The sequence below is a fragment of the Parabacteroides acidifaciens genome (assembly GCF_003363715.1).
GTDB classification, from domain to species: domain Bacteria; phylum Bacteroidota; class Bacteroidia; order Bacteroidales; family Tannerellaceae; genus Parabacteroides; species Parabacteroides acidifaciens.
Genome location: NZ_QREV01000044.1, coordinates 1 through 12,622, shown reverse-complemented (window position 1 = coordinate 12,622; position 12,622 = coordinate 1). Strand labels below are relative to the sequence as shown.

13 protein-coding genes are annotated in these 12,622 nt (G+C 43.9%); 9 read left to right on the top strand and 4 right to left on the bottom strand.

Annotated features, from left to right (window positions below):
• The first annotated feature begins 4 nt into the window (after positions 1-4).
• The 3 genes from DWU89_RS15425 to DWU89_RS15415 all read left to right on the top strand — a co-directional run bounded on the left by DWU89_RS15425 (position 5) and on the right by DWU89_RS15415 (position 4,176).
• Positions 5-1,552, top strand: coding sequence for an acyl-CoA carboxylase subunit beta (locus DWU89_RS15425; protein ID WP_115500527.1), 1,548 nt, complete (start codon positions 5-7; stop codon positions 1,550-1,552).
• 24 nt (positions 1,553-1,576) lie between these two features.
• On the top strand, positions 1,577-1,909 hold the full coding sequence (locus tag DWU89_RS15420; protein ID WP_115500551.1) for an acetyl-CoA carboxylase biotin carboxyl carrier protein subunit: 333 nt from the start codon (positions 1,577-1,579) through the stop codon (positions 1,907-1,909).
• A 134-nt stretch (positions 1,910-2,043) separates the two neighbouring features.
• Positions 2,044-4,176 carry a tetratricopeptide repeat protein gene (locus DWU89_RS15415; RefSeq protein ID WP_115500526.1) on the top strand — a complete coding sequence of 711 codons (2,133 nt, stop codon included), beginning with the start codon at positions 2,044-2,046 and terminating at the stop codon, positions 4,174-4,176.
• 138 nt (positions 4,177-4,314) lie between these two features.
• On the opposite strand, the gene DWU89_RS20665 is transcribed toward DWU89_RS15415, so the two are convergent.
• Entirely contained in the window at positions 4,315-4,473 is a 159-nt protein-coding gene (locus DWU89_RS20665) for a hypothetical protein (protein WP_158543396.1), read from the bottom strand.
• A gap of 617 nt (positions 4,474-5,090) precedes the next feature.
• Between DWU89_RS20665 and DWU89_RS15405 the strand changes: the two genes are divergently transcribed.
• Genes DWU89_RS15405 through DWU89_RS15395 form a run of 3 tightly spaced genes read left to right on the top strand, consistent with a single transcriptional unit; the run spans position 5,091 to position 6,545 of the window.
• A complete protein-coding gene (locus DWU89_RS15405; protein ID WP_115500524.1) occupies positions 5,091-5,309 on the top strand; it encodes a helix-turn-helix domain-containing protein in 219 nt (72 codons plus the stop codon).
• 23 nt (positions 5,310-5,332) lie between these two features.
• Positions 5,333-5,923 carry an MjaI family restriction endonuclease gene (locus tag DWU89_RS15400; RefSeq protein WP_115500523.1) on the top strand — a complete coding sequence of 197 codons (591 nt, stop codon included), beginning with the start codon at positions 5,333-5,335 and terminating at the stop codon, positions 5,921-5,923.
• Positions 5,913-6,545, top strand: coding sequence for an MjaI family restriction endonuclease (locus DWU89_RS15395; RefSeq protein WP_244205929.1), 633 nt, complete (start codon positions 5,913-5,915; stop codon positions 6,543-6,545). Before DWU89_RS15400 ends, DWU89_RS15395 begins: the two co-directional genes overlap by 11 nt.
• A 41-nt stretch (positions 6,546-6,586) precedes the next feature.
• On the opposite strand, the gene DWU89_RS15390 is transcribed toward DWU89_RS15395, so the two are convergent.
• The 3 genes from DWU89_RS15390 to DWU89_RS15380 are packed head-to-tail and all read right to left on the bottom strand — an operon-like array spanning position 6,587 to position 9,330.
• Positions 6,587-7,972 carry a DNA-methyltransferase gene (locus DWU89_RS15390; RefSeq protein ID WP_244205928.1) on the bottom strand — a complete coding sequence of 462 codons (1,386 nt, stop codon included), beginning with the start codon at positions 7,970-7,972 and terminating at the stop codon, positions 6,587-6,589.
• A 4-nt stretch (positions 7,973-7,976) separates the two neighbouring features.
• On the bottom strand, positions 7,977-9,071 hold the full coding sequence (locus DWU89_RS15385) for a DNA-methyltransferase (protein ID WP_115500521.1): 1,095 nt from the start codon (positions 9,069-9,071) through the stop codon (positions 7,977-7,979).
• A 13-nt stretch (positions 9,072-9,084) separates the two neighbouring features.
• Entirely contained in the window at positions 9,085-9,330 is a 246-nt protein-coding gene (locus tag DWU89_RS15380; protein WP_115500520.1) for a helix-turn-helix transcriptional regulator, read from the bottom strand.
• A 345-nt stretch (positions 9,331-9,675) separates the two neighbouring features.
• Between DWU89_RS15380 and DWU89_RS15375 the strand changes: the two genes are divergently transcribed.
• The 3 genes from DWU89_RS15375 to DWU89_RS15365 form a co-directional block, all read left to right on the top strand.
• Positions 9,676-10,608: a tyrosine-type recombinase/integrase gene (locus DWU89_RS15375; RefSeq protein ID WP_187574943.1), complete on the top strand. Its 933-nt coding sequence runs from the start codon at positions 9,676-9,678 to the stop codon at positions 10,606-10,608.
• 466 nt (positions 10,609-11,074) lie between these two features.
• Positions 11,075-12,184: a fimbrillin family protein gene (locus DWU89_RS20660; protein ID WP_158543394.1), complete on the top strand. Its 1,110-nt coding sequence runs from the start codon at positions 11,075-11,077 to the stop codon at positions 12,182-12,184.
• A 34-nt stretch (positions 12,185-12,218) separates the two neighbouring features.
• Positions 12,219-12,622, top strand: a 404-nt coding sequence (locus tag DWU89_RS15365; protein ID WP_147292126.1) for a hypothetical protein, incomplete at its 3' end; no start/stop codon positions are given.

Sequence of the window (12,622 nt, the reverse complement as noted above, 5' to 3'; positions counted from 1 at the left end):
AGTTATGACAGATTTAAGTAAAAACATTCAGGCCCTCAGGGAGAAGAAAGCCGTCGTTGAGATGGGTGGAGGCGAGGCTGCTATCGAAAAGCAGATTGCAATGGGCAAATTGACTGCCCGTGATCGTATCCTATCCTTGTTGGACAAAAATTCTTTCCACGAATATGACCTTTTCGTGAAACACGATGGCCGTGATTTCGGTATGGAAAAGAAGGATTTACCAGGTGATGGTGTTGTTACAGGTACAGGTACGATTTTCGGTGCTCCGGTTTGTATCTATGCACAGGACTTTACGGTTGCCGGTGGTTCGCTGGGTTTGCAGCATGCCCGTAAGATTACAAAGATTATGGATCATGCCCTGAAGATGAAATGTCCGATTATTGGTATTAACGACTCGGGTGGTGCACGTATCCAGGAAGGTGTCGGTGCATTGGCCGGTTATGGTGAAATCTTCTATCGCAATACAATTGCTTCCGGTGTGATTCCGCAGATTTCTCTGATTCTCGGACCGTGTGCCGGTGGTGCTGTTTACTCGCCTGCATTGACAGACTTCGTGTTTGTAGTTGAAAATATCTCCAAAATGTTCATCACCGGTCCGAATGTAATCAAGACCGTGTTGGGCGAAGACATCTCGATGGAGGACTTGGGCGGTGCTCGTGTACATGCCGAAACAACCGGTAACGCTCATTTCTATGCACAGAGCGAGCAGGAATGTTTTGAACAGGTTAAACGTCTGGTCAGCTTCATCCCCTGGAATAACCAACAGCAGGCTAAGGCGATCGAGCCGAAAGAACCGACAGCGATGTTGAACATCGAAGAGGTGGTTCCGGCAGATCCGAAACAGCCGTACGACGTACGCGACGTAATTAAATGTATCGTGGATGATTCCGACTTCCTGGAAGTTCAGGAGCTGTGGGCTGCCAACATTGTGATCGGTTTCGGTCGTATGGCAGGCGAGACAGTCGGTTTCGTAGCCAACCAGCCGATGGTTTTGGCCGGTGTGTTGGATTGCGACAGCGCTGATAAGGCTGCACGTTTTATCCGCTTCTGCGACTCTTTCAATATTCCTATTATTACGCTGGAAGATATGCCGGGTTACCTGCCGGGCGTAGACCAGGAGCATGCCGGTGTGATCCGTCACGGTGCGAAAGTGCTGTATGCTTATTCCGAAGCGACTGTTCCCAAGATCACGGTTATCCTGCGTAAGGCTTACGGTGGCGGTTACATCGCTATGAACTCGCGCCATCTGGGTGCAGACTTCATGTTCGCATGGCCGAGTGCCGAAATCGCTGTTATGGGACCGGAAGGTGCTGCCAACATTATCTTCCGTAAGGAGATCATGGAAGCGGAAGACCAGAACGCAATGCGCCAGGAAAAGGTAAAAGAATATATCGAGAAGTTCGCTAATCCGTATGTGGCAGCATCCAAAGGCTTTGTCGATTCGGTTATCGAGCCGAAGGAAACACGCTCGCTGTTGCTCCATGCACTTAAACTTTCTATATTAAAAGAGGAATACAGACCGGCTAAGAAGCACGGATTGCCTCCGTTCTAATTGACTCTGTTAAAACTTTTGAATATGGAAAAGAAAGAGAAAGATAACGAATATGTAGATTTTGTAGTAACGGCCCGTAAGTATAAGACGACGCTGACTACAAAATATAAAAACCGTAAAATGTGGCACAAGCCCTTTATCGGTGATGTGATTTCTCATCTTCCCGGGACGATCGTCAAACTGGAAGTTCAGCAAGGGCAGGAGGTTGAAGCCGGCCAGTTGCTGTTGATCCACCAGGCGATGAAGATGTACAACCGCGTAGTCGCTCCGATATCCGGTACGATTATCGAATTGGGTGTACAGGAAGGTGATAAGATCCCCAAAGACCATTTGATGGTGAAGATCGAGCCGAAGTAATTAAATTGCTTTATAAATAATAGAAAGCTTTCACACTGTTTTGCAGTCTGTGAAAGCTTTTTTTATGTATAGGTTTTAATGGCTAAGATTATTTACTTACTTTTGCCTGCGATCAATGTTGAATATTAATATAGATGAAGAAAGCAATTCTCTTACTTATATTTCAGTTATGTTCATTAGTCATGTTTGCGCAAATCAATACAGATCGTGTGCTGACTGTCGGACGTAATGCGTTGTATTTTGAAGACTACGTTCTTTCCATACAATATTTCAATCAGGTAATCAAGTCGAAACCCTGGTTGGCAGAACCCTATTTCTATCGCGCCGTGGCGAAGATCAACCTGGACGACTACAAAGGAGCCGAGGAAGACTGTACGCTTTGCCTCGAGCGAAACCCCTTCCTGGTACAAGCCTATTATGCGCGTGGCATTGCCCGCCAGAGCCAGGAGAAGTTTGACGAAGCGATAGAAGATTACAAGAAAGGGCTGGAATTTAAGGCGGAAGACCGCCAGATGCTGGTCAATATGGCTGTAGCCAATATCCAGAAGAAGGATTATAAGGCGGCTGAGAAAACCTTTGAAGAGCTGATGGCTGCCCATCCTAAATATTCAATGAACTACTTGACGCGCGGAGCCATGTACACCGAGGAAGGCGATACGGCAAAGGCGCTTGCCGACTATGACAAGGCGATCCAGATGGACCCTTACTATGCTCCCGCCTATGGCAACCGTGCCATCCTGCTTTATCAGATGAATAACCTGAAAGACGCGCTTGCCGACCTGAATGAGGCAATCCGCCTGAATACCCGTGAGAGCGGTTACTATATTAACAGAGGTCTGGTCCGTTACCAATTGAAAGACCTGCGTGGCGCAATGGCCGATTATGACCAGGTGGTCAGCATCGACAGCCATAACCTGATTGCACGGTTCAACCGTGGATTGCTTCGTGCCCAGATCGGAGACAATAACCGGGCTATCGAGGATTTCGATGTGGTGATCCAGATGGAACCGGATAATTATATGGCTTATTATAACCGGGCATTGCTCCGTTATGAAACGGGCGACTATTCCGGCTCCGTGAAGGACTTCGATGTCGTTTTGCAACAATACCCGAACTTCATAGCCGGCTACATGAGCCGTTCGGAAGTGAAACGGAAAATGCATGACGAGGCTGGCGCCGATCGCGATTATTGGACTGCCTACAACCTGGAGCAGCAGAAGAAAAATGAGAATAATGCAGGAGGAAATGCAGTTGCTTCCAACGGCAATAAAAATACCGGTAATAAAACGGCTGATCCGGCGCCTGACAGTAAAGATGAGAATACGCGCGAACAATCGGATAAGAATATCGACAAGTTTAACCGCCTCGTCGTTTATGATAAGGAGGAGGAACGCAAAACGAAATATCATAGCGAAATTCGCGGACGCGTACAAGACCGCAACGTACGGGTAGACCTGGAACCGATGTTTGTCCTGACCTATTACGAAAAGATAGACCAGGTAAAGAATCTGGTTTACTATGATAAGATGATAGAGGCTTACAATGCCCGTATGGTTTTGGATCGTAAACTGCGTATCACGAATGAAGAGGCAGCCCTGACGGAAGATCAGATAGCCGTGCATTTTGCATCTATCGATAATTTCTCGGCCAAGATAGCCAAGAATCCGAACGATGTGGATGCCTATTTCGGCCGTGCATTAGACTTTACGCTTGTACAGGACTTTTCCGAAGCGCTGAAAGACTATACAAAGGTGATCGAACAGGATCCGGACTTTGCCATGGCTTATTTCAACCGGGCGGTTGTCCGTTATAAGCAGCTCGATTATAACCTGTCCCAGGCAGCAAGTTCACAGGATGATTTTTCGACCATGAGCATGAATCTGAATATGGGTAAGAGCTCGACGACACCCCGTACCCCGTCTACGAACGACCCGTCTTCAATCTCGCTGAAAGATAATAAACGCGCCTATGAACACGAAATGATTACCAGGGATTACGATATGGTAATCAAGCTGAATCCCGGTTTCGTGTATGCCTATTTCAACCGTGGAAACCTGCGTTGCGCGCAGCGTGACTTCCGGGCAGCCATCCAGGATTACAGCGAGGCAATCCAACGTGATCCGGAATTTGCAGAAGCCTATTTCAACCGTGGTTTGGCACGTTTGTCACAGGGAGATGCCAATCGCGGTATCGCCGACCTGAGTAAAGCCGGCGAGCTGGGGATCATCAATGCATACAGCATTATCAAGCGCATGACAAGTAATTAAAATAATGGGGGCTTATTGTAAAAAACGTTTTGAAATCCCTTCGCAGGGCATCCGTGAAGTTCCTTACCGAAGCTTGCGCCCGATGTGAAAAACAGGTCAGTTTCCAGTCTATTGCCGCGAGGTGCGCAGAAAATTCCCCTAAAGTATCGGTTCATCGCTCTGAAGTTTACCTTCGTTACCCATGAAGTCAGACTTCAGAGCAACGAAGTTCCGGGTCAGCGCGATGAAGTCCGGCTTCATGGAAATGAGGTGCCGGCTCCTTCCGAAATCAACTTCTGCTCCTTCCCATATTTCCATATCCTCCCCTTGGTCGTTTCAAATATTCGATTCTCCGGGAGTTAAGCTTTATCGGAATGTCAGCAAGAATATATTATGGCTTGACAATTGTCCTGCCATTAAAACGAGCCGCGCAGCCCGTTTGTCCGTATGTCATAAAAAGCGTTGTTCCAGCAGCTAAATGTCAAACCGGAACAGTGCCTTTTTTACGGTGAAATAGAAAAATGGGGGTTATTGTAAAAAACATTCTTTGAGAGATTGTTTTGAAGATTAGAGGAAAAGATCTAACCTTTACATAGTAAAACTAAATAGAAAGGTGGAAAAGTTGTATGGCAAGGCATATTAAGGAAACTCCGGCACAAACCCAACTATTTGGTGCTGCTTTCATGTTGGTCAGCAGTAATTCGATACAAGTTCATGTGAGGATTGGCGGCTATGGCTCGCAATCGGATTTACGTGGAGGGAGAAGAAAATTAAACGGTGAAATTATAAGGGATATGAGAACCGAATGAAACTTTACTTATTTTACACTAATAAAGGTGAATGTTTAACGTTGCATAGCGAGTTTATGGCGAATTGCATACAGTTGTGTGTTGACGCCTCTTTATATTATATACAAAAGACTATTATACATTTGTATGCAAAATATTGAAGATACCGATTATTTGAAGCAGTTTGCTCAAAGAGTCAGAACACTTAGAGAAGCGCAAAAAATTTCACAAGAAAAACTCGCGGAAAGAGCTGGGCTTCACCGCACCTATATAGGTATGGTGGAAAGACTCGAACGCAATCCTTCACTTGTGTGCATCCACAAAATTGCAAACGGTTTGGGTGTTCATGTAACAGAATTATTTTAATAATTATAAATCGCTATTATCTCATGAAGAAATTCAAGATTTCAAATGATGAGGTTGCGGAGTTGTCAAATGCTCCTCAATATCAATTTCCAAAGTATGTGACTCAGGTTATTAACTTGGTAAATAGTAACGCTGGTGGTACTCGTCCTAAGGTAGTTGGTCAGATGTCAGAATTAGTTAAAGAGTTTGACGGTAGGACTATTGACGAGTGGATTGAATGGTACACAGAGAGATACCCTGATGCTGTTAATGATGCTACTGAAAAGATATGGACAATGTATGAGACTATGAAAGGTGCTTTCAATACTATCACCAAAGAGATGGTCGAGAATTGGGTGAAAGATCTTATCTATGGCAAAACCTTCTGTGGTTTGAAATTCCAGACAGCTATTATTTCAGCGATAGCTAATCAGTTAGACAAGCCTTGGAGAGAGACTGATCCTGAAGAAGAAGCTCAAGGTATTGATGGCTTTATTGGTGACAAGCCACTTCAGGTTAAGTCTGCTACATATAAATTAGAAGCACGCCTTTCTGAAACTATCAATGTACCAATAGTATATTACGACAAAAAGAAGGATGGCATAAGTATTGAGTATAACCCAAATGATTTTTAATAAAATGGTAAAGTCAAAGATAAAGTTTAATGATGTGTCTTTTGCTAATGGTACGCAGAAAATACAGCTTCCAAAATACTCTTCTCAAGTTATCAACCTTGCAAATGGTTATTCAAAGGCAACCAGACCGGCCAACGTTGGACAGGTTTCTGAAGATATAAAAACTTTCAGAGATGATGAGACCCTTACAGGATATACAAATCAAGATTGGATAAACTGGCATAAAAATAAATATCCAGAGGGCATACAAAAGGCTACTGATGCTGCATGGGATATGTTCCAAAAGATGGTACAAAGTCTCAATACTGTAACTAAAGAAGACATCCAAAAGTGGGAAGAGGATTTTGTGTTTTCGAAGACCTATGATGGGTTAATGGTCCAAAATGCCATCATTAAGAAAATAGCAGAAGAGATAAACACTCAAAACTATCGGTTAGCTTCACCTGAGGAAGAACGACAAGGTATTGATGGCTACATAAATGATCATCCAGTCCAAATTAAGTCAGATACATATGATAGGACTGGAAGACTTCACAACGAAGAAATGCAATGCGCTGTAATATCATACAAAAAAGGCAATAAGACAATAATATTTGACTACAATCCAGAAGATTTTCAATAAAATGTAAAGCGAAAAGGATAGGCTCAATCACCTGTCCTTTTTTACTCCACAAATTCACTTAGTTTCTTAATCTTAGCTTTATATGTATTCTTGTTTTCCTTAAGTTCAGGCATTTTATTCATCAGTAATGGATGCTGATTGTCAAAATGGAGCACCACATAATAGGGTGAACTTTGAGGATTGAAGCCATTTTCAATAAGTGTCTCTTTTGTCCATATTTGGAACATGCCCTTTGTCTTTAATTTGAACAACTGAGGCTCGTAACCTGCTGTATGCAACAATACATATTGCAAACGTTCGAATCCAGCCTGAACTAATACAGAGCCTTTTGTGTTCCCTGCACGCAGATAGCAGATTCCTTTTTCGATCATGAGTAGACGAAGTTCCCTGCGCGCATGATTAACCATCACCATAGGTTCTTCGACTTCCTTAACTTCCTTGTCGGTATTTGGAACAAACAAGTCGCTCTTATTTGTCAACACAGATTTATCTGTTTCAAATTTACTACCATAGCTATTCTGTTTAACATCAATCAACTTGTCTAACTTATGAACGTCCACGAATCTATATGGAAGATTGTCCAATGCACATTGAAGGTCGATAATATTATGATCTTCTTTGGTGTCGAATACAGCGTCAGCATTGTCGCTCGACAGCATAACCTTCTCCTTATAGAACTGAAGGAAATTCTTGTTAATCTCATAACCTATGGAATTCCTATCGAGATTTCTTGCAGCCAATGCTGTTGTACCACTTCCCATAAAAGGGTCGAGAACTGTATCGCTAACAAATGAAAACATTCTGATAAGGCGTTTGGGTAATTCCTCTGGGAAAACGGCAATATGCTTATCTTGTCTTGCACCTCCAAAAGTCCAATGTGAAGAGAAGTATTCATTCCATTCTTTCATTGTAAATTTAGATGCATCTCTTTTTTCTTTCGATACAGGAGCAGCCTTACCAATTTTCTTGAAAAGAAGAATGTGCTCAAAATCTATTTTAACAATACCCCCACGAGGATAAGGGAAGCTACCCATAACCTTTTCACCTCCAGTAGTGTGCATTGATGTTGGTTTCTGCCATACGATACTCCCCATATAGTCAAATCCTATTTTTTCGCAGGATCTGATAATCTCCGAGTGAATGGGAATTACCTTATATCGACTATAATAGGCAGAACGTGCAAACTGATCGCCGATGTTGATACACAGACGGCATCCTGGTTCTAACACCCGGAAACATTCATTCCAAACGAGATTTAAATTGTTGATGTATTCCTCATATGAATCGTTAAAACCAATCTGTTTATCAGAACCATAATCTTTCAATTGCCAATAAGGTGGAGAAGTTACAATAAGTTGAACCGACTCATTTGAAATCAGTGGCATCTTACGACTATCGCCGTTTATAAGTAAATGCTTTGTTCTCATCGTATTATCTCGCTACTTTGAAGAACGTGTCTTTAAATGGGAGTTCATTCAAATCTGAGTGGTCTTCATATGTAACAATATACTTACCGGTTTCTTGATCCAATAGAATACTTTCAAGATAATTCAGTTCAATTTCTTTCTCCTGATTGGTCATTACCTCGCAATTCAATGTGTTGTTGAAATGTTTGATTTCCTTACCAGATGATCGTCTGTTTACGATAAACTCTCTATGCGCGTCAAAGCGTTGCTTAATCAAACTATTACATAAGACCAACTCCAAGGAATCAACTCCCTCTCGGATGATTGTCTCAAAGTTTGGGTCAATTTCATAACCACAACTATTTCGTCCTAATAACATAGCTGCTTGCATGGTTGTACCTGTCCCCAAGAAAGGATCCATTACTATATCACCCTTCTGCGAAAACATATTAATCAGCCGATAAGGGACCTCGAATGGGTATGCAGCACTTCGCTCACGAGATGTCTTTTTTTGAATCTTCTGCTTTGTACCCTTGATCTCCCACATATCAGAGAACCACACATTACGTTCCTCCCAGAAAAAAGAACTCTTCATTCTGCTCAGCTTTGCATCAGCCTTTTTGTATTCACGCTTGCTACCTTTACGGAAAATAAGAATCCATTCGTGCTCAAGAGTTACATATGCACCACAAGGTAACATACCGCTACCCATAAACTTGTTAGGAACATTTGTCTGCTTGCGCCAAATGATATTAGGCAAACCAACAAATCCTATCTCAATACAAGCTTTTGATATACGACTATGGTTGTTGTAAAGTGTGAAATTATCATTGATTGTACGCGTGGCATCTCCTATATTAATGCACAGAAAACCTCCAGTCTTCAATACACGAAAACATTCTTTCCAAACTTTATCTAACTCCCGATGCATCAATTCAAATGCCATCTCAGGATTACTCTCAAGGTTATTGGTAATCTCAGGATTCTGCTTAGCCATAATCTCATCCCACATCTCAATCATTGGATATGGTGGAGATGTTACGACCAAATCTATGGTATTATTTTCAGTTGAAGTCATATGCTGCGAAGCACCAATGTATATTGAATGTACTGTTGTCATCTTTTGTATATTATCACGTTTTATATGTAATTTTCTTTTTCTCAATTTTAGGCAATGCGTCGAAGCGAACTAATTCTTCGAGTGATACCTGAAGACATTCAGACATTCTGAGAAGCATTTCTAAATTGGGCTGAGAAGAATTCGTCACCCATTTGGATATTGTAGCCTGCCCAACACCGAGTTGCTCTGACAACCACTTGTTGGAAAGATTCTTTTCCGCAAGAATAACCTTTAGGCGATTAAGTTTTTTTTCTTCCATCGTATATAACATTGTTTTCGGTGTAAAAATAATAAAAATACCAGAGAATAATTTCTGAAATGGAAATTATTCTCTGATTCTTATAAGAATTATCTAATATTTGTCATTAAATTAACGATTCGGATTATCTGAAATTTTTGTGCACACGGCAGTTGTTTTTATAACCTTTCTCTTGTTAAAGCGATCAAATCCGGTCTGGCAGGGCAAGTTTCGTGAGACGAAAGGCATAATATTTATAGTGTCATAAATGTTACTTCCTTCTTCATGTTTCTCAATTTTTAATTGTCATTTCCCCCTCCCCATCTGTTGTACCTTTATCATTTTTAATCAGATAGATAAAGGCCTATGCGAAAAAGTGATTTTAGTGAAAGTATGCGGGTGTTGGAAAGGCGCAAGCGGGAGGCGGGCGCTGAGAGTACGGCGGACTTGTACAGGGCGGTGCGGAACCGGTTTGGACGGTATTGCATGAAGGAGAGGTTGCTGTTGCAGGAGGTGACGGCGGCAAGGGTTACGGGGTTCAGGGCGGCGCTTCGGAAGGAAGGGCTGCGGGTGAACACGGTGAACAGTTATATGAGTAGCCTTCGGGCGATGTATAACGCTGCCTGTCGGGAGGCGGGTGGCCGCTGGAAGGAGAATCCTTTTGCGGGGCTGCGACTGAAACGGGAGGAGACGAAAAAACGGGCTGTGCCGGTCGAGGTGGTCGAGAGGATTGCCGGGCTGAACCTGCGGGGAAAGCCGGAGCTGGCCGGGGCGGTTGATCTGGCGCTGTTCAGCTTTATGGCCTGCGGGATGCCGTTTACAGACTTAGTGCACCTCACACGCGAGAATATCCAGGACGGAGGGCGGCTGCTTGTCTACCGGCGGCGGAAAACGGGTGTGCTGATCCAGATCGGTATCAATACGGGGATGCGGCAACTGATCGAACGGTATGCCCGTCCGGATTCGGTGTATCTTTTCCCCGTCTTGCCTGCGGATGCCCGCCACGAGACCTACAAAGCTGCTTTGGCCCTTCATAACCGGCATCTGAAAGAGATCGGTCGCCTGTTGGGACTTGCCGTGCCGCTAACCAGCTACGTGTTCCGGCATACCTGGGCCTCGGAAGCCTATAGATGCCACGTTGAGATCAGTGTGATCAGTCAGGCATTGGGACATACGACGGAGAAAATGACCCGTAATTACCTGGCGCGTCTTGCCCCGGAAGAGATCATTAAAGCGAATGAAAAAGTGTCACACAGGGTCGAAAAACTGGTAGGAAAATGGAGGAAACCTTATTTATGAAATAAGGTAAATCAAGTCGTTTTATACTATATTACAGCGCTTTATGTCTGTTTATTTTCGTTTTTAGAATAAATCTTCTGCAAAGATTACAATAAAAACAATGAAAACCAAATAGATTCGTGTAATTTGATGAAAAAACATACTATTCGATTGGAATAATACTAAAAAAGTCGAATTTGTGGCTTTCTTTTTCCGAAAACCGAGGTATAGGTACATGGGAGGCTTAGAATAGCCATGTCCTTAATGAGTTTTAACAAAATCAACTCAATCTTTCTATCTTGAGTCTTCTCTTTTTCTACTCTTAAATGAGCTATTCTGACAATTGGAGGCTGTTAGCTATAGGCAAGAAAACCTCTTAGCTCTCTCTTTTTCTCTTATTTCATAAATAAGAACAAAGCCATATCCTTATTTCATAAATAAGGTGCATGAAACATGAAAATCAAAGGGGTAAAGTAGAAAAACGAATATGACGAAAATTAGGGATATATTATTATATGTAATGGCGATCGGTAGCTTTTCTGTTTTAAGCTGCTGCAAATCGGACGACCCTGTACCGCCGGGTCCTCCCACGCCGCCTGGCCCTGATCCCGATCTACCGGTGGCCGCAGTCCCTATCCGCCTGCACACCCAACTTATGAGCCGTTCGATAATAGAAAGTTTCGACAGTACCGCCCTCTATATTGCCAAAGGGAATAGTCCGGCGCAATACGATGAGATATGGGAGGCTGTCGCTACCGGGCATGAAATCCGTTTTGTGCCGGAACGTTATTATCCGGCAGACAGTTCGGCGTTACATCTGACCGGTTACTATCCGCAAGCTCCCGCGACGGACGGTTTTGTGGACTTTTATCTGGATGGGCAGACCGATGTCATAACGGCGAAAGCGCAGTCCGGTTCGCTTGTAGAACCTTTCGAGGAGCAAGCAGAGCCGTTCTTGTTCCGCCATCAATTGGCATTACTAAAAATAAAGGTCTATCTGTCGGAAGACCGCCCGGAGACTTACTACCTGAAATCCCTCGGCCTTAACGGCTCTTCGGAAACGGCGCGTCTCGACCTGGCGAGCGGTGAGTTGCTGTTCGGCGCGGATGCTCCGAAACTGGTGCTCTATGAAGCCGGAGCGGAAGGCGGTATGGAAATTTCGGCGTCCAGTGCATTTAATGGCAACCTGTTGGTGCAGCCCCGTACGGAGCTGACGGTAGACCTCATCCTGTCGAAAGACGGCAACCCGGAGCATGATTTGGTGTACACCGGCCTTGCCGTCCATTTTAGCGGAGACGGCTCGGAAGGTAATGTCGCCTATAATATCGACATTATCGTCGGCTCGCCCGACCTTCCGATCAATCCGGATAATCCGGACGACCCGGACCCGCCAGTTCCAGATGATCCAGATGATCCTGACGACCCGGACTATCCGGACATCCCAGTTCCCCCGGTCAAGCCCCCTGTTGTCCCGGACGACCCTGTTGATCCTGACGAACCATCGGGCGAAAAGCCGTCGATCACGATCACAGCGACCGTTACCGGCTGGACGGACGTCCCCGGCGGCGACTTGGATTTTATACCCTCAAATAAATAAATTATTAACAGCAATCAATAAAACAACAACGAACATGAAAACAAATCACATTTTACTAACTGCGGCCCTTCTCCTTTGTGCCGCAAGCTGCACCAAGGAAGCGACCGAGATACCGGACACGAACGACGATAATACCTTATATCCCGTCACGTTCAGCGGGGGGATTGATTTGGTACAGACGAAGACGGATGATAATACTACGCTGATGCGGAAGGACGTAAAGGCGAAAGTCTACGTTTATAAATCGGATGCAACTGTTGCTAATGTGTCAAGTCCTGTAAATAAAGAATATAAAGTAGGAGACAATGGCGATCTGACTATTGGAACAAGCGATACGATCTATCTGGCAAAAGGCACTTATAACTTTTATGCTGTCTCCACGGATTCAATAACAGAATCAACGGGAGCTTCCTTCCCTACGTTTACAAGCGGCGTCTC